Origin of the sequence: Sphingobium phenoxybenzoativorans (assembly GCF_001757355.1) — a bacterium.
Classification (GTDB): Bacteria; Pseudomonadota; Alphaproteobacteria; order Sphingomonadales; family Sphingomonadaceae; genus Sphingobium; species Sphingobium phenoxybenzoativorans.
The window spans coordinates 1-22,800 of the sequence record NZ_MINO01000016.1 but is presented as its reverse complement, the minus strand read 5'-3'; the positions used below and the strand labels follow the sequence as shown (position 1 = coordinate 22,800).

At 61.1% G+C, this 22,800-nt stretch carries 20 protein-coding genes and 1 tRNA gene; 7 read left to right on the top strand and 14 right to left on the bottom strand.

Going from position 1 to position 22,800, the window contains the following annotated elements; genetic code table 11:
* Window positions 1-187: 187 nt before the first annotated feature.
* Entirely contained in the window at window positions 188-922 is a 735-nt protein-coding gene (locus BHQ40_RS10405) for a PEPxxWA-CTERM sorting domain-containing protein (protein WP_083276832.1), read from the top strand.
* 70 nt (window positions 923-992) lie between these two features.
* Here BHQ40_RS10405 and BHQ40_RS10400 read toward each other — a convergent pair whose 3' ends face one another.
* A complete protein-coding gene (locus BHQ40_RS10400) occupies window positions 993-1,193 on the bottom strand; it encodes a hypothetical protein (RefSeq protein ID WP_139139268.1) in 201 nt (66 codons plus the stop codon).
* A gap of 102 nt (window positions 1,194-1,295) precedes the next feature.
* Here BHQ40_RS10400 and BHQ40_RS26940 point away from each other — a divergent pair, with 102 nt between their 5' ends.
* Both BHQ40_RS26940 and BHQ40_RS25670 read left to right on the top strand, forming a co-directional pair.
* Window positions 1,296-1,553, top strand: coding sequence for a DNA translocase FtsK (locus tag BHQ40_RS26940; RefSeq protein ID WP_083276831.1), 258 nt, complete (start codon window positions 1,296-1,298; stop codon window positions 1,551-1,553).
* Between the two features lie 34 nt (window positions 1,554-1,587).
* Complete coding sequence (locus tag BHQ40_RS25670; protein WP_139139267.1) at window positions 1,588-2,289, top strand: hypothetical protein; 702 nt, start codon at window positions 1,588-1,590, stop codon at window positions 2,287-2,289.
* 74 nt (window positions 2,290-2,363) lie between these two features.
* Here BHQ40_RS25670 and BHQ40_RS25665 read toward each other — a convergent pair whose 3' ends face one another.
* The 4 genes from BHQ40_RS25665 to BHQ40_RS10385 form a co-directional block, all read right to left on the bottom strand.
* Window positions 2,364-3,137, bottom strand: a complete 774-nt coding sequence (locus tag BHQ40_RS25665; RefSeq protein WP_139139266.1) for a hypothetical protein — start codon at window positions 3,135-3,137, stop codon at window positions 2,364-2,366.
* 42 nt (window positions 3,138-3,179) lie between these two features.
* On the bottom strand, window positions 3,180-4,145 hold the full coding sequence (locus tag BHQ40_RS10395) for a site-specific integrase (RefSeq protein ID WP_139139265.1): 966 nt from the start codon (window positions 4,143-4,145) through the stop codon (window positions 3,180-3,182).
* Window positions 4,146-4,536: 391 nt separating this feature from the next.
* The gene (locus BHQ40_RS10390) at window positions 4,537-5,124 is read right to left on the bottom strand and encodes a hypothetical protein (RefSeq protein ID WP_070155596.1); all 588 of its coding nucleotides are present in this window, start codon (window positions 5,122-5,124) and stop codon (window positions 4,537-4,539) included.
* Window positions 5,125-5,881: 757 nt separating this feature from the next.
* A tRNA-Thr gene (locus tag BHQ40_RS10385) sits at window positions 5,882-5,957 on the bottom strand.
* 226 nt (window positions 5,958-6,183) lie between these two features.
* Here BHQ40_RS10385 and BHQ40_RS10380 point away from each other — a divergent pair.
* Window positions 6,184-7,461, top strand: a complete 1,278-nt coding sequence (locus BHQ40_RS10380; protein WP_070155594.1) for a PAS domain-containing protein — start codon at window positions 6,184-6,186, stop codon at window positions 7,459-7,461.
* Window positions 7,462-7,605: 144 nt separating this feature from the next.
* Window positions 7,606-12,255 carry an NAD-glutamate dehydrogenase gene (locus tag BHQ40_RS10375; protein WP_070155592.1) on the top strand — a complete coding sequence of 1,550 codons (4,650 nt, stop codon included), beginning with the start codon at window positions 7,606-7,608 and terminating at the stop codon, window positions 12,253-12,255.
* A gap of 159 nt (window positions 12,256-12,414) precedes the next feature.
* Here BHQ40_RS10375 and BHQ40_RS10370 read toward each other — a convergent pair whose 3' ends face one another.
* The gene (locus BHQ40_RS10370) at window positions 12,415-13,074 is read right to left on the bottom strand and encodes a L,D-transpeptidase family protein (RefSeq protein ID WP_070155702.1); all 660 of its coding nucleotides are present in this window, start codon (window positions 13,072-13,074) and stop codon (window positions 12,415-12,417) included.
* A 215-nt stretch (window positions 13,075-13,289) separates the two neighbouring features.
* Between BHQ40_RS10370 and BHQ40_RS10365 the strand changes: the two genes are divergently transcribed.
* A complete protein-coding gene (locus BHQ40_RS10365; RefSeq protein WP_070155589.1) occupies window positions 13,290-13,784 on the top strand; it encodes a flavin reductase family protein in 495 nt (164 codons plus the stop codon).
* A gap of 3 nt (window positions 13,785-13,787) precedes the next feature.
* On the opposite strand, the gene BHQ40_RS10360 is transcribed toward BHQ40_RS10365, so the two are convergent.
* From BHQ40_RS10360 to BHQ40_RS10330, 7 genes are all read right to left on the bottom strand, one after another.
* The gene (locus BHQ40_RS10360) at window positions 13,788-14,879 is read right to left on the bottom strand and encodes an NAD(P)/FAD-dependent oxidoreductase (RefSeq protein WP_070155700.1); all 1,092 of its coding nucleotides are present in this window, start codon (window positions 14,877-14,879) and stop codon (window positions 13,788-13,790) included.
* Window positions 14,858-15,553: a methyltransferase domain-containing protein gene (locus BHQ40_RS10355; RefSeq protein ID WP_070155697.1), complete on the bottom strand. Its 696-nt coding sequence runs from the start codon at window positions 15,551-15,553 to the stop codon at window positions 14,858-14,860. Before BHQ40_RS10355 ends, BHQ40_RS10360 begins: the two co-directional genes overlap by 22 nt.
* Window positions 15,553-16,620, bottom strand: coding sequence for a type III polyketide synthase (locus tag BHQ40_RS10350; protein ID WP_070155694.1), 1,068 nt, complete (start codon window positions 16,618-16,620; stop codon window positions 15,553-15,555). The genes BHQ40_RS10355 and BHQ40_RS10350 overlap by 1 nt, the downstream gene beginning before the upstream one ends.
* Window positions 16,621-16,796: 176 nt before the next feature.
* Window positions 16,797-17,822: a DNA polymerase III subunit delta gene (gene holA, locus BHQ40_RS10345; RefSeq protein WP_070155583.1), complete on the bottom strand. Its 1,026-nt coding sequence runs from the start codon at window positions 17,820-17,822 to the stop codon at window positions 16,797-16,799.
* Window positions 17,819-18,346 (bottom strand): LPS assembly lipoprotein LptE, encoded by a 528-nt coding sequence (lptE, locus tag BHQ40_RS10340; RefSeq protein ID WP_070155581.1) that lies wholly within the window; start codon window positions 18,344-18,346, stop codon window positions 17,819-17,821. The genes holA and lptE overlap by 4 nt, the downstream gene beginning before the upstream one ends.
* The gene (gene leuS, locus BHQ40_RS10335) at window positions 18,343-20,931 is read right to left on the bottom strand and encodes a leucine--tRNA ligase (RefSeq protein WP_070155579.1); all 2,589 of its coding nucleotides are present in this window, start codon (window positions 20,929-20,931) and stop codon (window positions 18,343-18,345) included. The genes lptE and leuS overlap by 4 nt, the downstream gene beginning before the upstream one ends.
* A 44-nt stretch (window positions 20,932-20,975) precedes the next feature.
* Entirely contained in the window at window positions 20,976-21,428 is a 453-nt protein-coding gene (locus BHQ40_RS10330; RefSeq protein ID WP_070155577.1) for a DUF3576 domain-containing protein, read from the bottom strand.
* 322 nt (window positions 21,429-21,750) lie between these two features.
* Here BHQ40_RS10330 and BHQ40_RS10325 point away from each other — a divergent pair, with 322 nt between their 5' ends.
* Window positions 21,751-22,461, top strand: coding sequence for a hypothetical protein (locus tag BHQ40_RS10325; RefSeq protein ID WP_246524789.1), 711 nt, complete (start codon window positions 21,751-21,753; stop codon window positions 22,459-22,461).
* Between the two features lie 9 nt (window positions 22,462-22,470).
* Here BHQ40_RS10325 and BHQ40_RS10320 read toward each other — a convergent pair.
* Window positions 22,471-22,800, bottom strand: a 330-nt coding sequence (locus BHQ40_RS10320) for a thiamine phosphate synthase (protein WP_139139264.1), incomplete at its 5' end; no start/stop codon positions are given.

Sequence of the window (22,800 nt, the reverse complement as noted above, 5' to 3'; positions counted from 1 at the left end):
TTACCAATGCTGCAAGACAATCAGAAACTGAAAATGTGATGAGAAGTCTGATGGAATATATGCGAGGAGCGTAGGACCGTGTGCCCGAGGACCAACTCCGCAGATATAGATCCATTCTCGTCTCTTTCCCCTTTCTACGAACCGATCTTGCCGAGTAGGTAAGGATTGTTAACGGGATGGGGGATTTATGCTTCAGTGGGTTCGAGGGGTTATTGCGGTAATGGCGCTAGTGGGTGCGGTGCCTGCTTTGGCGGCCCAAGACCCAGCATCCTATAAACTTAAGGCGAAAGCCACCTTCACTGGAACCATCTTTGACAGCATAAATAATGGATCAATCTTTGCGACCGAGGAATCGCTAGATGGCCTGAAAGCTGTTTTCACCTTCATATATTACCAGCATGCGCAACCTTATGCGAGCTCGACCGATGGCAAAACCTTCGTCAGCAAATATTACGAGAATTATTACAGCCCGAATAACGTAGACCCGTTTCAATCGTACGTAACGATCAATGATGTCACGAAAAAGATCACCAATAAATATTGGGGCTTCGGTAAAGAAAATGGATTTGAAAATATGGATGGCGGCGGCAATGTATTTTATCAAGACGGCATTCATTTTGGGGGGTTCGACGCTGATTTCACACAATCAGGCGTTGACGTTTCCAGTAGCTTGAACATCTTTAACCAATTGAATTTAAACGAATATGTGAACTTCGACCTCGATATATCCTCATCGGGAGAAGGATTTTTTTCATTTTCGGACGGGATTGCCAGTGGAGCTATGGGTAGAGTCGCTATCAGCAATTTTTCCGTTTCTGCCGTCCCCGAACCTTCCACATGGCTGACTATGATCTTTGGGTTTGCGATAATAGGCATCGCTCTTAGGCGGCGTCCGATTTATCGTCATGCCGCAGCTCTTTAGACCCCTCATTTATTTCGTGTGCCGGTGCTTGGTGGCCGATATCGCCGGCTCGAGCAACTTAGCGATGAGTTCAATCTTTTAACCAAGGCTGGAAATCGAAACGATCAACCTTATGCTCGGCATTTGCCACTTCGATCGAAATGTAATCAACTGTCTTCCTGAACCTGCAAAGATCAGTTCCCCATTGAAATTCTCCCTTCTCCTTGTTCCAATGGTCGGGGTCCATTTCTAGATATTCGGCTATCCACTCAAACAATGCATCGACGTTCACTTTCTGCAAACCTTCTGTCCATGACAATAGATAGAACTGAACAGAAAATGCAGATTATTCCTAGCTTTTCCATGCTCTAAGCCGTTATAAAGCGGTACTTTAATAAGGTGTCCGGCATGGCATTTTGGAGATCGTGATATCGATCTGACCAAGTATGAATCCGCCGTTGTTAGCGTGATCAAATCAGGCAACGGGTCGACAAATCGTCTTCACCGTGAGCTCCAGATTTCATATCTTGAAGCTTATGAACTTATGGTCATGATGGAGCAGGATGGCGTTGTCTCGACACCGGACGACAATGGTAGGCGATATGTTCGAAATTTCCCGGTTAGAGCGTGCTTAGGGCTACGAAAATATTGAATGGAAACAACATAGATGTCAGCCCGATTGGGCAGTGACAGACGCATTTAAAATGGGGGTTTTATTGGTTGGTATTTATAGCACCGTTGGATCGAAGCTAGCCCCCCATACACTGTCTGATAGCGAATTGCTTAATATCGGCCGTTTAATAAGGGCATGTGCCGAAATAGAGGATATTGTTACTGGATATTTGTGTAGCTTGGCGAAAATAACCCATGCTCAAGCTATATTTCTTCTTGGCAGAGCGTCAACTTCCCAACGCTTGGCTGCAACAAGATCCTTTGCGGTGTCACAGGGGGAAATAGCGATTAAGCTATATGACGAGTGCTTCGGCAATGATCACTATCGGGATATCATCCGATGTCGGAACACTGTCGCTCACGGCAGACTTTTAGGCAAAACCGAAGAAGGAAATATTGCTTTTCAAGTCCAAGAAACCGTCGGAATAGAAGGCGAAAAGGTTTTTTTGCACGTCAATGCTTATCCTGGTGATGCTTTCGGGGCATTTGCTAAGATGGCAGAAAGTGTGATTCCTCAGCTAGTCAATCGGCTGCATCTAGAGGCTTGGCGAGATGAGCCGCTCAAGCAGTTTCTGTCGGCTTACCCAAATGAACGTGGCCGGAGAAAGCACATAGCGAAAAGCAATAGCCAGTCCAGATTATCACAAAATCTAGCGCGCCAAGCAAAACTTGCTCACAAAGCCCGACAACGACTGAAAGCCAAGAAGGCCGACTGAACTATAATTGCTATCTCTTGGTAATTCATAGCACACTTAAGCTTCAATCAATAGAATACTTGAGAAGATTTAGCTTACACGGGAAAGCCGGCTCGGTGCAAGATGGCTAGACTTTGGGCAACATAATCGGCATCGTTTGCTGTGAACACATAGGATGGAGGCCAATTCAATTCCTTTTTTGAAGTAATCTGAGCTAGTATATTTATCAGACCTGGATGGCACACTTCGACTTCAATCTTTTTAGAAGAACAGTATAGGATGTGAATCAGTAGCTTACCCAATCCCCAGGTATAGCTTGCTATGGTTATCCGTTCGTCGCTGGCAGGTTTATACCCTGTCGAATAAGATTTCAGGCCGCTTCCCCAATCACTTGTTTCGGTCTTTGACAAATATATTTGTATGCGACCGGGAGCGTCAGTTTCACTATAGATTGCCTGCACAAAATTTTTATCAAGTGCTGGTAGCTTATCTCTAGAATCGATCACACAAACTTTAACGCATACGTATCGGAATATTTTTGATAGGTCATGTCGTTCCAGTTTAACTGGATGGCCCTGAATTAGTGGAGAAAATGTGTTTTTAATTTCGTTCTCAAGGCGGGACATCCATCCACTGTTACATTTCATGCAAATTCGGCCGGTGGTAATGTTTTTCGTGCCGCCTTGCCTGCGTTGATCTTTATTTATTTTCTTCGCTTCAGAGATTATATCTCCGGAAACACTCTTTATCGTCGAAAAGGGCGAGCTCGGTATGATTTGGTGAGCCCATTTCGCCCAAATATGCTCCTTGCTCAGTGGACCGCCATTGCAAAAGATGCAGCCAGTTTGTTTTGAAACTTTCTTGCTCATAACTAAATCCAAGTGAGGAACGAACGGACAAGGCGGTTTGCCTTAGTATCGCCTAGCAGCCCCTCTACGCAGACTTTGAATACTGACAATCTTATCTGCCACGTTGATCCGATTGAGATAAAATCGTTCGAGCTGATCAACACTGGTGCCGGCATTCTTTGCTAGCGCCAGAATGTCGACGTTATCGCCTTTTATAAAGCGGAGCATGAGGGAGGTATGGCGCAAGCTATAGGTCGAGCGTTTCCTTCCGTAGACATCTTCCTTCATCCCTAGATCATCCAGCAATGCCTCGAAAGCGTCAGCCATTCGTTCTCTCGCAGTTTGGCGGTTGAGATATGTTGGCTTAAAAACGTAGGCTTCTGGCGACCGCTTATTCCGTTTCACGATCCGCTTGTACGCCGACAAAGCTGTTTGCATAGTCACCGATTTTCGCTGGGTCGTCTTACTCTTGATAACGTCCAGTTCGAGATACGGTGGGTCGCTAGTGACAATTTTCACATGCTTATGTTTGAGTTCTGGCCATTCTCCGGGCCGAAGAAAAGAGCCGACCATGAAAATGATAAAATCTGACAACTCGTCCCAGTAATCAGCAGCTTCCGAATCGCCGATATTTTTGGCTGCCTTCGCTTTGTCCCGAGCAGCATTGTGGAGGCGCTGATATTCGGCGTGCTCAAACCAAGGCCTCGGATTATCTTTGGTCCGCACCTTCGGCATTGTCGGCAGAAAAGTGAGCAATCGATCAGCGTGAGCAAATTTCAGTACGACGTTCAAGAGAACGATATTTCTTTTGACCGTCGTCGGCTTTAAATTCTCCGCCGAGCTGTTTGCTTTTTTGAACAGTATGAACTGATCAATTCGATTTGGTGTGATGGTGTTTACGTCATCCTTGCCAAAATATTTGGCAAACCCGGTCTTTCCTAAAGCGGTTGATCGACAATCCTTCCAATGGCGGACCCGTCTCGGATCATCTCCCGCCTCCGCTTCCAACTTATTAAGCCATCGATCCACGATCCTATCGAAGCGCAGGTTCGACTTTCGGACTGCTTCCTTAGCTAACGGGAGCGTCCCATCCCGAACACCTTTCTGGACAAGACATTCTCCGTAGAACTCTAGCGCTAAACGGCGAGCAAGCTTCTCGTCTGTTGTCTTCGTGCTTTTCGTGTGAATCGATCGGCCATCCATTGGCAGATAAACACGGGCATACCAGTTGGGGCTACCTCGCCGATTACTCACCGGTTGCTTGTAAAGACTTAAGCCCCGTTGGATCAAGACGGACTGTGTTTTACCCGAAATGTCAATCAAACCAGATAGTTAAACCCAGCCGCATATATAGCGGCGGAATTCGCTATCCTAGCTCGAAACCCTCTAACAACGAAAAATTTGACCTTATTAAATCGCTTCAAACTCTTGAGATATTTTGGAGATTTGCAATCTTGTCCCCCGGATTGACTCTTCGAAGGTAAAACCGTTCCAACTGGTCGATGCTCGTTCCTGCATTTTTAGCCAAAGCAAGTAAGTCAGGCTTCTCACCAAATTTGAATCTGAACATTAAAGCGGAATGCCGAAGACTGTAGGTCGTTCTCTTCTCACCATTAGCATCAATCTTGATATCGAGCTCTTCCAGCAAATCCATAAAGCTGCGGGCCATACGAGTCGCTGCCGTTTTTCGATTGGAATACAAGGGCATAAACAAAAAGTCGTTCGGCTCTTTGCCCGATCGTCCAATGATCCGTTTGTAGACGTCCACAGCCGACTGCATTGTGATCGATTTGCGGAGGCCTGTTTTTCCTCGCACGGTGAGTTCTAAATGCGGATTATTGCCGTGTTCAATCATCTTCACATGCTTGTGTTGCAGCGATTTCCATTCGCTCGGCCGTAGGAACGAATGCACCATGAAAATGATGAAATCGGATAGCTCGGTTAGATGATCGGCCTTTTTCACATCACCCTTCTGCTTAGCCGCCCTTGCTTTGTTTCGGGCCGCCATATGTAGCCGCCGGTACTCCTCATACTCGAACCAAGCCCGAGGTCGATCTTCGGTTCTGACTTTTGGCATGAGCGGCACTGACGAAAGGAGTTGCTGCTCGTAAGCAAATTTCAGTGACACATTCAAAGCGACGAGATTTCGCTTTATCGTCGTGGGAGCAAGCTCTCCATATTTTGACGTAGAGTGTCTATGCTGGATGAATGCTCTGATTTTGGCTGTCGTAATCTCAGCGACATCCGTTTTTCGAAAAACCGTGCAAACCCATGAACGCCTAAAGCTGCGCCGGAATAATCTTTCCACCTTCTCCGGGCTTGTTCATTTGTCCCAGCAGCTTTTTCCAAAGCCGCTAGCCACCGGTCAACTATCTTGTCGAACCTCCGTTCAGGCGTCGCACGGGGAAGCATGGATCGAGGTAGCTTCCCTTCGAGTGCCTGCTTTTTGATGAAGCATTCGGTGTAGAATTCCTCGGCAAACTTTCTGGCGAGCTTCACATCGGACGTCTTTGCACTTTTGGTATGAAGCTTTCGGCCATTCATAGGCATGTAGACTCGGACATACCAGTTTGGGCTGCCCTTGGCCTTGCCGAGTGGCTGTTTGTAAAGGCTAAGGCCCCGTCTGATGGTTATGGCTTCAGTAGATCCAGAAATATGAATAATCCCAGGTACTTAGGTTACGAAGCTGGGTATTATAATACCATTTATAATACCCAGCAAATCAAAGTCGCCGAGCACCATCTTATTGATTTATAACGAAAAAATGGTGCCGCTTACAGGACTCGAACCTGTGACCCCCGCATTACGAATGCGATGCTCTACCAACTGAGCTAAAGCGGCGCCGGGCCGGCCGGGTGGGCCGGGCCTGAAGCGGCGCGCTTACCAGCACATCCGGGCGCTGACAAGACAGGACCTTGGACAGGACCCTGGCCATGACCCTGAACGGCGGCCCGGCCGATGCCCTCCGCCCGCCCGGCCCGGCCACATATTTACGACATGTTTACCATCGCCATGCCATTCATCGGCCCGAAAGCCATCAAAGCAGCCAGTTGGGACAAGGCGGGACATGGATACTCTGCGGGGACGCGACATCGCCAACGACCATGATGAGGTCGATTACGCCGTCGAGGATCCGGCGATCGAAGCGCCGCCGGAGATCGGCAGCGACGAGCGCCGCATGCATGTGCGCGCCTATAATTATTGGGCTTCGCTGCTTGGCGACCGGGCATTGCCGTCGATCGAGGACCTGAATCCGTCGGATATCGAGGATTTCGGGCCGCACAGCGTATTGCTGGACTTCACCGTGGGCGTGGACGACCCGGCCGTTGCCTATCTGGGCGGCGCGCTGCGGCGCGAATGCGAGATTGAAGGGCATATCGACCATATCAGCGAAGTGCCCTCACGCTCGCTGCTGTCGCGACTCACTGACCATTATCTGCAGATCCTGGCCAATGCCGCGCCGATCGGATTCGAGGCGGAGTTCATCAACCAGCGCGGGGCGGAAATCGTCTATCGCGGCATATTGATGCCTTTCTCCTCCGATGGGGATACGATCGATTTCATCTACGGCGTCATCAACTGGAAAGAGATGGCCAGCCGCGACCTGACCGACGCGCTGGTCGAGGAAGTCGACCAGGCATTGCGCAGCGCGCCGCAGTCGATCGGCACCCGGCCCATATGGGCGGATGGCCCGTCCGGCGAATCGTCGCGCATGGCCGAATTCGGTGATGAGCGGATCGACAGCCTGGACGATGATGCCGGCCTGGCCGACCGTCTGGCGCTGGCCCGCGATTTCGCGCAAGAGGCCGGCAACAGCGACGCGCGCACCCGGTCCGCCCTGTATCGCGCCATCGGCCTTGCCCATGATTTCGCGCTCGCCACCCGCGACGCGCCGGAAGATTATGCCGAGATGCTGGAGGATGCCGGCATTGCGGTGCAGGCGCGCAGCCCGATGACGGCGGTGATCAAGCTGATTTTTGGTGTGGATTACGACAAGACGCGCGTCACTGAATATGCAACGATTCTGGATTATGCGCAGGGCATGATGATGCCGGCCGGAAGCCTGGCCGACCATCTGGAAGCCTATATTGGCGGCATCAAGGGTCTGGTGCGCGACGTGCGCGCATCGCGCCGCCCCGAACCGGCGGCAAAGGCCGATCCGGCGATCGAGGCGCGCGCGAAGCTGCGTGTCGCGCCCGCCATCGCGCCCGCGGCGCTGCCCGTCGATGCGGACGGGCTGGCCGTCGTCGTCGCGCGGCGGGAGGCCGACGGCACCGTCAGCATCGTCGCGGCGTTGCCGGACGGCGCGAAGCTGACGCAGCAGGTGATCGCCGCCACCGCCTGATGTCCCGCGCCGATGTCCGCCATCGTCGCACGCTATTATTTTATTGCAGCAGAATGAAACTTTCTTTCCAGAAAGAGGTTGAGCCTCGCCAGTGAGCGGGGCTATAGAGAGCCGCAACAGGCCGAACGAAAACGAGGTGAGGCAATGACGATGCTGGCGGAACCCGGTGTGGCAACCGTGAGGGACGCGCTGCGCGTCGCACTGGCGCAGGGTGCGCTCCCCGAAGAAATCGAAGGTTTCGACGAAGGCGCGACGGAACGCGCCGCCGCCTTCCTTTCCGACACCGCCGCCGTGCGGAAACCCGGCGCCCCGACGATCGCGCTGCAAACCCTGGGCGAAGGCGCGCGCGAACGCTTCATGCGGATTGCGCTGATCAATGACGACATGCCGTTTCTGGTGGATTCGATCGCCAATACGCTGGCCGCCGCCAACATCACCATATACCGCCTGATCCACCCCGTCCTGTCGGTCGAGCGCGACGCGGACGGCGCATTGACCGCGATATTGGAGGCCGACGCGCCGGGCGCGCGCCGCGAGTCGATGATCTATATCGAGGCCGAGCGGGCGGACGCGAAAACCCGCCGTGCGCTGGAGCAGGACCTGACCAAGACGCTGGCGCATGTCCGCGCCGCCGTGGCCGACTGGCCCAAGCTGCAGGAAGCGATGCGCACCGACGCCGATGCGCTGCAGGATCAGGAAAGCGCCGCACTGCTGCGCTGGTTCCTGACCAAGAACCTGACCCAGACCGGCCATGAAATCCGCCGCCGCGACGGCAAGGCGGAGGGCAAGGCGGGCATCTGCACCCTGCCCGGCGAGGAATTGCTGGCCAAGGCGACGATCGAGGCCGCGTTCGACTGGTTCGAAAAGGGCGGCCGGGTGCCGCTGATCATCAAGTCAAACCGGCTGTCCCGCATCCATCGCAGCGTGCTGGTCGATCTGATCATCCTGCCGGTGCGCGAGGGCAAGGAGATCACGGCCCTGTCGATCCATGCCGGTATGTGGACCAGCCAGGCGCTGTCCGCCGCGCCGGACAAGATTCCCGTGCTGCGCTCCGCCCTGCTGGCGCTGATGGAAAAGACCGGGTTCGACCCCGCCGGCCATGCGGGCAAGGCGCTGGTCCACGCATTGACCGCCCTGCCCCACGATGTGCTGATCGGTTTCGACCGCGAGGCGCTGGAGCGGCTGACGCTGACCTTCATGTCGCTGGCCGACCGGCCGCGCCCGAAACTGGCGCTGGCGACGGATGCGCTGGCCCGGCACCTCTATGCCTTTGTCTGGCTGCCGCGCGATGAAGTAACGACCGCCCGCCGCATCAGCGTGCAGCACATGCTGGCGCAGGCCGCGAACGCCACGGTGCTGAGCTGGTCGATCGCGCTGGAGGAAGGCGGCCTGGCCCTCCTGCGCATCACGCTGGACCTGCGCGACGGAGGCGTCGTGCCGGATGACGAGGCGCTCGACCGCCAGTTGAAGGAAATGGTGCGCGGATGGGTCCCCGCCGTGGAGGCCGCGCTGGCCACCATCGAGGAACCGGGGCGCGCAGCCGCCCTCGCCCAGCGCTACGCCAACGCCCTGCCCGCCAATTACCGCAACGGCGCAGGCCCGGAAGAAGCGGCGCTGGATATCTCCGAACTGTATCGCCTGGCGGGCGGGAATGATCGCAGCGTCAGGCTGTATCGCAATGCGGAAGATGGCGCGGCCCGCCTGCGCCTGAAGCTCTACAGCTCCGAACCGGTCGCGCTGTCCGAGGCCGTGCCTACGTTCGAGAATTTCGGCTTCCGCGCGATCGACGAAATCACCACCCCGGTCGAGGGCGGAGCGCAGGGCTATATCCAGCGCTTCGTCCTGGACCTGCAGGGCGGCGGCGACGCGGCGGCGGTGATCGCGCGCGCCGACATCGTGCGGGAGGCCGTTGCGCAGGTGCTGGAAGGGGCGGCGGAGAACGACCGGTTCAACGAACTGATCGTCACTGCCGGGCTGGACCCGCAGGCGGTGATCCTGTTCCGCGCGCTGTTCCGCTATCTGCGCCAGACCGGCCTGACCTACGGCATGAACACCGTCGCCGACACGCTGCGGCGCGAGCGCGGGATCACCCATGCGCTGGTGTCTTTATTCTCCGCGCTGCACGATTCCGGCGTGACGGACGGCGAGAAGCTTGCCGTCGAGGCCAGCGAGACGATCAATGAGGGGCTGGAGAAGGTCACCGCGATCGACGAGGATCGCATCCTGCGCCTGTTCCGCGCCGTCATCACCGCGACGCTGCGCACCAATTTCTTCGTGCCTGCGGGGCGCGAGGCGCTGGCGTTCAAGCTGGACAGCGCAAAGGTCCCCGGCCTGCCCGCGCCGCTGCCCTGGCGCGAAATCTGGGTCTATTCCCCGCGCGTCGAGGGCATCCACCTGCGCGCCGGGCCAGTGGCGCGCGGCGGCCTGCGCTGGTCCGACCGGCGCGACGATTTCCGTACCGAAGTCTTGGGACTGATGAAGGCGCAGCGGGTGAAGAACGCGGTGATCGTGCCGACCGGCGCGAAAGGCGGTTTCTATCCCAAACATTTGCCCAACCCGCAGGTCGACCGCGACGGTTGGATGGCCGAGGGCACGGAAAGCTATCGCATATTCATCCGCGCGCTGCTGTCGGTCACGGACAATCTGGTGTCGGGCAAGGTCAAGCATCCCGCCCATATCGTCATTCGCGACGGCGACGACCCCTATTTCGTCGTGGCCGCCGACAAGGGCACGGCGACCTTCTCCGACGTCGCCAACGCCATCGCGCTCGATCGGAAATTCTGGCTGGGTGACGCCTTCGCATCCGGCGGATCGAACGGGTACGACCACAAGGCGATGGGCATCACCGCCAAGGGCGCGTGGATTTCCGTCCAGCGGCACTTCGCCGAAATGGGCATCGACGTACAGAAGGAGCCGGTGCGCGTCGTCGGGTGCGGCGACATGTCGGGCGACGTGTTCGGCAACGGCATGCTGCTGAGCAAGGCGATCAAGCTGGTGGCGGCGTTCGACCATCGCCACATCTTCTTCGACCCCGATCCCGACACGGCGGCGGCGTGGAAGGAGCGCAGCCGCATGTTCGCCCTGCCCCGCTCAAGCTGGGACGATTATGACAAGAAGCTGATCTCCAAGGGCGGCGGCGTATTCCCTCGCAGCCTGAAAAGCATCACCCTGACGCCGGAAATCCAGGCGATACTGGGCACGAGCGAGACGGAGATGGAGCCTGCCGCGGTCATTTCCGCCATATTGAAGTCGCCCAACGATCTGCTGTGGTTCGGCGGCATCGGCACCTATGTGAAGGCGGCGGCGCAGAGCCACGGCGATGTCGGCGACCCGGCCAATGACCGGCTGCGCGTCAATGCGGAGGATCTGAAGGTCAAGGTGGTGGGCGAAGGCGCCAACCTGGGCGTGACGCAGGCGGGGCGCATCGCCTTCGCGCTGGACGGCGGCCGGATCAACACCGACTTCATCGACAATAGCGCGGGCGTCGATTGTTCCGACAATGAAGTGAACATCAAGATCGCGCTGAACAAGGAGATGACTGAGGGCCGCCTGAGCTTCGAGGATCGCAACGCATTGCTGGTCAGCATGACCGATGCGGTGGCGGAACTGGTGCTGGAGGATAACCGGTTGCAGGCGCTGGGCCTGTCCATCGCCGAGTCCGGCGGCGCGACTGACCTGGCCAGCTATGTCCGCCTGATGGAGACGTTCGAGGAGCATGGCCGTCTGGATCGTGTGGTCGAGGGGCTGGGCACCAACGAGCAACTGTTGCGGCGCGGGCAGGACGGCAAGGGGCTGACCCGGCCGGAACTCGCGGTGCTGCTGTCCACCGCCAAGCTCGCCTTGCAGGACGCGATCGAGCAGAGCGAGATCGGCGCCGACGAAAGCATGGGCGGTGAACTGGCCCAGGCCTTCCCGCCAGCCATGCAGGCCAGCGAAGCCGACGCCATCGCCCACCACCAGTTGCGGAGCGAGATCATCGCCACGAAGCTGGCGAACCGCATCATCAACCGGCTCGGCCTGATCCACCCGTTCGAACTGGCCGAGGAAGAAGGTTGTTCGCTGTCCGACCTGACCAGCGCATTCGTCATCGCCGAAAGGCTCTATGGCGTGCGGAAGCTGTGGGACGATATCGATGCGACGGCGATGTCCGAAGGCGCGCGGCTGGCGCTGTTCGGCCATATCGCGACCGGCATGCGCGCGCAGATCGCCGACATGCTGCGCAGCCTGCCCACCGGCACATTGCCGCAGGCGGGCGTCGCCGCGCTGGCGCCGGGCGTCGGGAAGCTGGCGTCGCAGGTCGATTCGCTGCTGACCGACGAGGCGTTGCGCCGCAGCCGCTTCATCATCGATGATTTGACAGCGCTTGGCGCGCCCGCCGAACTGGTCGAACGGTCAGTGACGCTGTTCAAGATGGACGGGGCGATCGGCCTCGCCAATCTGGCGCTGAAGCTGAAGGTCGACGAGATCGACATCACCCGCGCCTTCACCCGGCTGGGCGAGGCGGTGGGCATTGACTGGGTGCAGTCCGCCGCCGCGCGCATGGAGCCGAGCGATCCGTGGGAGCGCCTGCTGATTTCCGGCGTGGCGCGGGACATGCAGCAGGTGCGGCTGGACTTTCTCGCCGGAACGCGCGGCACGGACGTCAGCGCCTATATCGATAGCTGGCTGGAGCGGCAGACGCCCCGGATCACGCAGTTCCGTGCGCTCATCAAGCGGGCGAAGCAGGCGGCGGCCCCGAATGTCGCGATGCTGGCGGAACTGGCCGGGCAGGCGCGCGGGTTGCTGGCGCGGTAGGTTCGTCCTGACCTGTTTGAAACGCGGCGTGCTCCGGCGAAAGCAGGAGACTGGCTGCTAGGTCGGAACTGGGCTCCTGCGTTGACTTCGCCGCCCTTCGGGTCGCAGTAGCACGTCTGCCTGAACGGTCCGGACTGTAGGCGTATTACGCCGCTGGTTTCAGGCCGCTGGTTTCAGGCCGCCCGTGTCCATCATCTTGCCGTTGGTGACGATCACCCGGTCGCCAAGCTTCGCCTGCGCAAACAGGAGCGCGGCGAATTTGGTCGGCACGCCGATGCAGCCATGCGTCGCCGAGCCAAGCTCCACGTCGCTGCCGTGGATGGCGACGCCATCATCGGTGAGGCGCAGCATATAGGGCATGGGCGCGTCATAGAGGTTGGACCAGTGATCGGCGTCCTTCTGCGTGATCGGGAAGGTGCCGAGCGGGGTCATCATATTGTCCGCGCCATAGAGGATGACCGCCGCGCCAATCTCATAGCCGCCGCGAAACACGGACAGCGTCTGCGCCGCCAGATCGACCGTGATGACGATGGGACCTGCGGGCACGCCCTTGTCATCCCAGACATAATCGCCGTGACGGAACGGACCGGTGATCGGCAGGATGCGTTTCACGACAAGGGGATCATTATCCGCGGCCGTGGCGGCGGCCCCGCCCGGCTTGACCGGCGCGGCGATTTTCTGGACGGGCGCGGCGCGCGGGGATTGCACCGCCTTCGCCGGAGTCGCCACCGGCGCGTCAGCGGAAAGCGCGTTCACGCCCCAGAGGCCCGCAGCCATCAGCAACGGCAATCCAAGCTTGAGACCCGTGGCGATATTCATGTCCCGACCATCCTGCGCCGCACCAAGTCCCCCGGCCGCCATCGCGCAAAAAGCTTTCCAAAACCACTATAGTATCAACGCTGTACCGGACCGGGACATTGGCGGAACGGCGATCTGCGCCCTTTTGTAAAGGCAGCGTTGCGCCCTTCTCACTTGCGTATCGAACATATTTGATGCAGCCGCATACATAATAACAGCCGCATCAGAGGACCTGCATGTCGATTTCCCCGCAAGAGTTCCGGCACATTCTGGGCCATTATCCAACCGGCGTATGCGTCGTCACCGCCGTACAGGAAGATGGCAAGCGGATCGGCATGGCGGTCGGGTCCTTCACATCGGTATCGCTCAACCCGCCGCTGGTGGCCTTTTTCCCGGACAAGGGATCGAGCAGTTGGCCGAAGATCGAAAAGACCGGCAAATTCTGCGTCAATGTGCTGGCGGACGATCAGGAATGGGTGTGCCGCCGCTTTGCGTCCAAGGCCGAGGACAAGTTCGAGGATATCAGCCACCGCCTGTCCGATGACGGCCAGCCGATCATCGACGATGTTGTCGCCTGGATCGATTGCTCGCTGCATCAGGTGCATGAGGCGGGCGACCATTTCATCGTGCTGGGCGAAGTGAACGCCATGTCGACGGAACGGGACGTCCACCCGCTGCTGTTCCTGCGCGGCGGCTATGGCCAGTTCATGCCCGCGCTGGAGAAGCAATAAGGGTCAGATCCGGGTGAGCCGCGCCATCAGCGCTGCGGCTCCGGGCACTGACGCGATCAATGCGGCGGGCAGTGCGGCGAGGGCGGGACGCCCGGCCAGCGCCTTCAGCAGCCCGGCCATCGCCAGCGGACGGCGGGCCGCGCGCGCAAACTGGCGCTGATATGCCGCCGCCCCCTCCGGTCCCTGCGAAAGCCAATGGCGGATGGCCAGATCCGCGCTGGCCAGAGCTATGCCGATCCCCTCACCCGCAAGGGAAGGAATGACGGCGGCCTGATCGCCGAGCCGGAATATGCCGGGTCCACTCGACCGGGCGCGCCAGCCATAGGGCACATGGCCGATCGCGTCGAAGCGCGTCCCGGCATCGAAACCGGCAAGGCGATCCGCCAGCGCGGGCGCGGCATCGGCAAGCTGGGTCATCAGCGTCGCGGGATCGCCCCCCGCCTCCGCCAGACGGCTTTTGCGGATAGCGAGGCAGGCATTGGCCGACCCATCCTCCTGCAGCACAAGGCCCAGATAGCCCCGATCGAACAGGTGCAGCTCGATCCGGTCCGCGATCAGACGGGCGCTTTGCGACGAGGGCGGCAGGCGGCAGCGCAATCCGAGTTCCGGGTCGGGTGACGCTGCATCCTTGGGCCGGGCAAGGCCGCGCAGGTCATGCTTGCCGGTCGCGAGGAACAGGGTTTCGCAGGACAATCGCTCTCCGCTGACCAACGTGAGCGCCCTGCCCTCCGCCGAGCGGATGGCGACGCCCCGCCGCACTTCCGCGCCCTGCGTCTCCGCTCTGGCGAGCAATGCCGCATCCAGCCGCCGCCGGGAGAGGCCAAGCGCGGTTCCGGGCAGGGTCAGGACATGTTCGCGACCGCCCAGGAACAGCGCAAGACGGCTGACGGCATGTCCGCCCAGCGCGGGCGCGTCGATGCCCAGATGACCGAGGCGATCTAATGTCGCCCAACTGAGAAACCCGCCGCAAATGGCGTCTCCCGTCCCGTCGCCCCTTTCCAGCACAGTCGCTCTGACGCCCGCGCGCGCCAGGGCGATGGCCGCCGCCGCCCCGGCGGGGCCGCCGCCGGCGATCAGCGGCGGCGCTCTACGCACAGCCGGAAGGGAAAGATGCGGCGGACCTGAGCGACTTCGGCAAGGCCGGTGTTGTCCAGCATCGCCCGCCACTCCGGCGGACGGAAGCTGCGCGCGATAGAAAGCTGGCCATCCTGCCGGACGATCCGGTGCACGCAGAGCATCCGGGCAAGCAGCGGAAAGCCATGATAGGCAAAGGCGTGGCGGTGCAGGTCGTTCACGAACCAGCCGCGCCGGGCATAACGCTCCTGAAAGAGCAGGAAATCCCGCCGTTCGCCATCATCCATATGATGGGTGACGAGGCTCGACACGATGAAATCCCACGGTTCGTCCGAGAGCGCCCGATAGTCGCCGGTGCGATATATAATCGCCGCTCCGGCCGGGTGCCGCGCCTTCGCCACCGCCTCGCTCTTGGGATTGAGATCGATGCCGGTGAGGGTGCAGGCGACGCCATGTTTCTGCGCCCAGCGCCAGATCGCGCGCAGCATGCCGCCGTCGCCATAGCCCACGTCCAGCAGGCGGAACGGCGCGCGCACTGCCCCGGCGCGGGCGAGGAAATTCAGGGTTGGCCGCATCGCCAGGGTGGCGACATTCACCCGCGCTAGGCCCGCCAGCACCTGCGCATAGTCGGCGGGCGGCAGGTCGGCGGCGTCCATCTGCTCCTCCTCTTGCGCGCGGATGGACAGGTCTCGCATCATGACGCCGCCGAAAAAGCGAAGCCCTCGGCCGCGACGCCGGGGCCGAAGGCAAGCGCCATGCCCCGGCGCGGGGGCGCGGCCATCATGCGGTCCAGCACGAACATGAGGGTGGCGGAGGACATGTTACCGAAGGCGTCGAGGATTGCGCGGCTATCCGCCAGCGCATCGGGGCAGAGGCCGAGGCCATGTTCGACGGCATCGAGGATGGACCGGCCGCCTGCATGCACCGCCCAGGCGTCGACATCTTCGGGCGGCGTCGGGAACAGGGTGGCGCGAGTGTGCGCATCGCCCAGCGCCGCCATGATCGCGCCGGGCACTTCGCCGGAAAGATGCATGGCGAAGCCATGATCGCCGATTTCCCATCGGATGAGACCTGCGCTGTCCGGCAGGGTAGTAGCGAAGGGCTGGCCGATCGCAAGACCGGATGCCTCGCCCGTCACCAGCGCGGCGGCCGCGCCGTCGCCGAACTGAAGCAGGGCGAGTAATGGCTCGATGGCATCGACGGCCTGCAGATGGAGCGAGGACAGCTCCACACAGATGACGAGCACGCGCGCCTCCGGTTCGGAGCGGACGATATGGCGCGCGCTGCGCAGCGCGGCGACGGCGGCGTAACAGCCCATATAGCCGACGAGCAGCCTTTCCACCGACGGACCGAGGGACAGACGTTCCGCAAGGATCTGATCGATGCCCGGCGCGACGAAGCCGGTGCAGCTCGCCACGACGAGATGGGTGATGCCGTCGAGCGGTGCTTTGGCGGCCAGCGCCTCCGCCGCCAGTCCCGCGAGATCGGGCGCAAGCGCCTCATACATCTGCATGCGCGCTGCCGTGCCGGGCCAATCGCCCGCATAGAAGCCGCCCGGTTCGATGGGCGACCCCCCATCGGCCGTGGGCGCGAGGACCGACCAGCGATGGCCGATGCCGCTGCGCGCCGCCATGCGGGCAAACAGTTTCCGGTCGCGCTCCTCCGCCAGACGGCCAGCCGCCCAGTCGATGAAGGCGGCGTGGATGTCATGTCCGGGAACGGCGGTCCCGATGGCGTTGATAAAGGCGGATGGCGGGGCGATGGCGGGCACCTTTCAGGCGTTCTCAGCCATGTGCGGTGGGGAAGGTCGGGCGTGCAATCTGCATGAACGGTCCGAAGCGGCGGTCGATCCCCCTGCGATGCGCCCGCGCACGAATCCTGTCTCGATACTCTCCCGGCGCGCAATGCCGCAGCGCCTGATGACTAGACGTTTGCGCTTTATCTTTCCCGTGCCGCCTGCCGCGCGATGGCGAGCAGTTCGTGCGTCACCAGCACGTCGCCCGCATTGCGGCTGGAGCGGCTGGCACGCTCTGCGGCGCTGAGGCGGCGGATGGCGCGGGCGATGCCGGGCGCGTCCCACAGCTTCACCTGCCGCTGCACCGCCGACTTGTCCTTCCAAAATACCGCCTTTCCGGCCGACTCCACGGCAGCGTCCAGACGGCCGGACCGGTCATATTCCCCCCGGATCGTAGCGAGCAGGATCGCGCGGTTCTGCAGCGGGCGGAGGACCGCGCCCATATTCGTGCCGACAGCGCCAAGCGCGGCAAGCTGCTGCCGCATGACCTTCAGGTCGCCGCCCAGCACGGCGTTGACCAGCACGCCCATATCTTCTTCCTGCGCACTGGCTGACAGGGCGTTGAACGCCTCCATCGTCGCCTCGACAGGGCGATCGGGCGCGGCGTCCAGATAGAGGATGAGCTTTTCGATCTCGCCCGCCATCAGCGCCCGGTCGCCGCCCGAAATCTCGCTGATCCGCCGGGCAAGCTCCGGCGGCAGGCGCAGGCCGCCGTCGCGGGCGATGGCGATGGCGATCTGGTCCGCGTCGCGGCCGTCCGGCACATAGCTGATGCAGGCCATCGCCGCCCTGCTGTCCTGCGCCAGCTTGACGATCTTGGCCGTGGCCTTCAGCGGGCCGCCGAGCGCGACCACGGGATTACCCGCCTGCTCCGCCTCCAGCAGCGCCTCGAACGCGGGCAGCGCCTCGTCGCCCACGGGCATCACGCGAATCCAGCGCTTGTCGCCGAACATGGAGAAAGAGGCGGCCTCATCCGCCAGCCGGGCGGGGTCCGCCTTCAGCGTCGCGCCGTCGAGGTCGATCCGCTCCGCGTCCGGCCCCATGGCGCGCTCCAGCCGCTTGGCGAGCGCCGCGCTGCCCGCTTCATCGGGACCGTAGAGGAGGAAAAGGCGGATGTCGCCGCCCGGTGCATCCAGCGCCTTTTCGGCCTGGCTGCGGTTCGCCTTCATGGCGCGGCGGGCGCGGCCCGCTTGCTGTCCTGCATCGCGAACAGGGCGAGGCGCGAGATGATCTGATCAGCGATGGTCTGCGACAAGCGCTCCAGCCCGGTATCCTCCGCGGCGATGGTCGCATATTCGCTGCTGACCACATCGATGCCGACATCGGACCCGGCGGTGTCGTCCAGAACCTGCGTTCCGGTGGCGCCGTCGATCAACTGGTATCGCGCGCGCAGGGTGCGGCGTTCGCGGGTGATCGTGTCGTCGGTGCGGACGCCGAAGCCTTGAATATTGTCATCCAGCTTTATGACCAGGCGATAGGCCGGACCCGTTCCGCCATTGATCGCCGCCAATTTGTCATTGAGCGCATTGCGCACCAGCCATCCGGCCTTGCCCTCTATCGGGGCGACCTCGACATGCCCGATCGCCTTCGCCACCGCGCCGTTGCTGCCATTGCTGTAGACGGGGCGCAGGCCGCAGCCCGACAACAGCGCCGCAAAGGCGATGGTGAAAGCGAGGGTGTTACGGCGCGTCATAGGACCAGATTGACCAATCGATCCGGGACCACAATCACTTTCTTCGGTGTCGCGCCATCCAACGTGCGAAGCACATTCGGGGCGGCGAGCGCCAGCGCCTCCAACTGGTCCTTCGCAGTCCCCTTTGGCACGGTGATGGTGTCGCGCAATTTGCCCATCACCTGCACGGCGACGGTCACTTCATCCTCGACCAGCAGCGCCGGATCAACGGCGGGCCATGCAGCGTCGGCGATCAGGCCTTCCTGTCCCATCAATTCCCACGCTTCCTCGGCCAGATGCGGCGTCATCGGCGCGACCAGCAGGGCAAGCGTGCGGATGGCGGCGGAGCGCGACGCGGACGGCGCGGCCTTCTCCACCGTGTTGGTCAGCTCGTAAATCTTCGCGACCGCCTTGTTGAAGGCCAGTGCCTCGATGTCGCGGGCGACGCCGTCGATCGTTTGGTGCAGCTTGCGGTCGACCGCCTTGTCGTCGCCAGTCGCCGCTGCATCCATCTGACCGAACAGACGCCACAGGCGGTTGACGAAGCGCCACGACCCTTCGATGCCGCTTTCGGTCCAGGGCAGGTCGCGTTCCGGCGGAGAGTCGGACAGCATGAACCAGCGCACCGCATCCGCGCCATACTGGTCGATGATGTCATCGGGATCGACGACATTCTTCTTCGACTTGGACATCTTCTCGACACGGCCGGCGGTGACCGGCTGGCCGCTTTCGATATGAATCCAGTCGTCGCCGGTCTTCTTCACTTCCTGCGGCGAGAGCCAGCTTCCATCGCCCGCCTTGTAGGTCTCATGCGTCACCATGCCCTGCGTGAACAGGCCGGTGAAGGGCTCGGCGATGTCCAGCATGCCTATATGCTTCAAGGCGCGGGTCCAGAAGCGGGCGTAGAGGAGATGCAGGATCGCATGTTCGACGCCGCCGATATACTGGCCGACCGGCATCCATTTTTCGACCGTTGCGCGGTCGAACGGCTTGTCCGACGGCTGGCTGGCGAAGCGGATGAAGTACCAGCTTGAATCGACGAAGGTGTCGAGTGTGTCGGTCTCGCGCCGGGCGGGCTTGCCGCAGGATGGGCAGTCGACATGCTTCCAGGTGGGATGCCGGTCCAGCGGGTTGCCGGGAATGTCGAAGCTGATGTCCTCCGGCAGCACGACCGGCAGTTGCGCCTTCGGCACGCCAACCGGGCCGCATGTATCGCAATGGATGATCGGGATCGGCGTGCCCCAGTAACGCTGGCGCGAGACGCCCCAGTCGCGCAGCCGCCAGACGGTGGTGCCCTGCCCCCAGCCTTCCGCCTCGGCGCGCTTGATCACCTCGGCCTTGGCCTGTTCGACGGTCATGCCGTCGAGGAAGCGCGAGTTCACGAGTTTGCCGGGGCCGGTATAGGCCTCGTCATGGATCGGCTTGTCCGCATCGCCATCAGCCGCGACGACGCGCTCGGCGGGCAGCATATATTTGCGGGCGAAATCAAGGTCGCGCTGGTCGTGCGCGGGCACGCCCATGACAGCGCCGGTACCATAATCCATCAGCACGAAATTGGCGACGAACAGCGGCAGCTTCCAGTTTGGGTCGAAGGGGTGGACGACTGACAGGCCGGTGTCGAAACCCTTCTTCTCCTGCGTTTCCACCTCTGCGGCGGCGGTGCCGGTCTGGCGGCATTCGTCGGCGAAGGCGGCAAGCGCGGCGTTATCCTTCGCCAGCGCCAGCGCGATCGGATGATCGGCGGCGATCGCGGCGAAGCTGGCACCGAAAATGGTGTCGGGGCGGGTGGAGAATACTTCCAGCCGTTGCGCGATCAGTGTCTCGACTTCGCTCGACACGAACGGATGTTGGTTAGTGTCCCCTGCCCCGTTCGTCCCGAGCGCAGTCGAGGGACCCTCCACGGCAAAGCTGAACTGCAGGCCCATCGACTTGCCGATCCAGTTTTCCTGCATCAGCTTCACTTTGTCGGGCCACTGGTCCAGGGTCGAAAGGCCGTCCAGCAGTTCGTCGGCGAAGTCGGTGATCTTGAGGAACCATTGGCTGAGCTTGCGCTTTTCGACCGGCGCGCCGGAGCGCCAGCCCTTGCCGTCGATCACCTGCTCATTGGCGAGCACGGTCATGTCGACCGGGTCCCAGTTGACCGCGCTTTCCTTGCGATAGACGAGGCCCGCAGCATAGAGGTCGAGGAACAGTGCCTGTTCCTGCCCGTAATAATCGGGTTCGCAGGTGGCCAGTTCGCGGCTCCAGTCGAGCGCGAAGCCAAGCTTCTTGAGCTGCGCGCGCATGGAGGCGATGTTGGAGCGGGTCCAGTCGCCCGGATGCACCTTCTTTTCCATCGCCGCATTTTCGGCGGGCATGCCGAAGGCGTCCCAGCCCATCGGGTGCAGCACTTCATGCCCCGTCATCCGGCGGAAGCGCGCGAGGACATCGCCCATCGAATAGTTGCGGACATGGCCGATATGGATGCGCCCCGACGGATAGGGGAACATCTCCAGCACATAGGACCGGGGCTTGCCGCTGTCGTCGGATGCCCGGAAACTCTGCTTCTCGTCCCAGACCTTCTGCCAGCGGGCATCGGCCTCAAGCGGGTTGAAGCGGCTTTGCATGCGTTACTCCAATATGGGCGGGCGGCGCGGTCGCCGCCTCCAGATCAACCGGCGCCGATGGCCGAGCGGCGCAGGTCGCGCGCCTTGGACAGGATGATTTCCTCAAGCTTCTGCACGGTGGCGGCCTGAACCGGGGCGTCGACCCACTGGCCGTTCTGGTTCACCTGACGGCTGGCCGCGACGGCGAGCGCATCCGCGCGCAGGTCCTGATCGAGAATCGAGACGGTCAGCTTCATCCGCTCACCGGGCGAGTTCGGATTGGCGTACCAGTCAGTGACGATGACGCCGCCGTTGGAATCGGTCTGCACCAGCGGCATGAAGGAAAGGGTTTCGAGCGTCGCGCGCCACAGATAGCTGTTCACGCCGATCTGCGTGACCTTCGACGCGGCGAAGTCGGCCTTGGGCCGCTCGCGCTTGGACCCGCAGGCGCCCAGAGGCAGGACAGCGGCAACGGCAAGTGCGGCGATGGCGAAACGGGAAAGGAACCGGCGGGACATGACGCATCCTTGATGCTTTTGGGGCAGAACGGGCATCTATAGTGGTCCCGCGTCAATCGGCAAGCCCGCGTTTGGCGGAGGAGTCGTCTCCGTTATCGGCCTGTCGCCAGCCCGGCCCAGCCTTATCCCCACCCCGGCTGCGCGATCTTTCCAGTTCCGCGCCCAACATAAACGATAATTTTCTGTGTGATGGATGCAACAATCCAACCCGAAAGCGATTCCATGCACTAGCCAATCGCCGCGCGTTGGTGATAAGGCCAACCCAAAGAGAATCCAGGGACGAGACTCGGTTTTTAGAGCTATGGGCAGGACGGCGACATATATGGCATTGGGTGGCGCGGCTTTCGCGGCGCTCGGCCTTGCCCTCTCCCCGGCTATCGGCTCGGTCTCCAGCCTGCTTTCCATGCGCGCCGACAACCCCGTTTCGCTGGTGTCGCTGGGCAGCATTTCCTCCTTCACGCCGACCACCAAGGACCCGCGCCTTGCCGCCGCCTATGCCAAGGCGGCGCTGAGCGGCAATCATCTGAGCTTCCGCTTCACGCCGACCAGCGGGTCGATGAGCGGCCGCCGGTCGATCACCGTGCTGGTCCGCGCGGGCGAAAAGGGCGGCGTCAATGTCGCCCGCACCCTGCCCGCCGTCGGCATCACGCCGGTCGCGTTCAACCTGGACGTGTCGCGCGGCTGGCGCAAGTTCGCCCTGCCCGACAGCATGGGCCGCAAGCAGCTTGATCCGGTCGCTGTGGAAACATTGAGCAGCGGCGCCAAGGGCTTCGCGCTTGAGCAGCAGAAAAAGACCCGGTTCAGCACCAATGTCCTGGTCGACACCAAGCGCGACATGAGCGCGACTCCGGCGACGCTTGCCGGGGACAAGACCTATTCGGTCGATCTGGGCAGCTCCTATTCGCTGACCCGCAACCTGAACGTCACCGCAGGCATCCGCTATCGCGGCGGCCCGGCTGCGCGGCTTGCCCCGCTGACGGATGACCGGCAGGACAATCAGGCCGTCTATCTGGGCACGATCTTCAAATTCTGATCCGCCTCTCTACCGGGTTAGCGCATCGATCGCCGCCCATCCCCATATTCCGGACGATCTGAGCGAAGCGGCGCGCGGCCGGTTCATGCCGCCTAACGCAATGACGGGAATGCGCGCCTGACGGGCGAGCAGGGCGAAGCGGACGCGGCCCAATGCCGGTGCGCCGGGATGCGAGCGAGTCGGAAAGACCGGCGAGACGAACAGCAGGTCCGCCCCCGCCCCTTGCGCGGCATGCAGCTCCCTGGCGTCATGCGCGGGCGCGCTGTGCAGGAGCCGCCGCGCCGCGCCGCCCCGCCTCCTTCCCCGGCCCTCCGCCAAGCCCCCAGTCTGCCTCCCTGC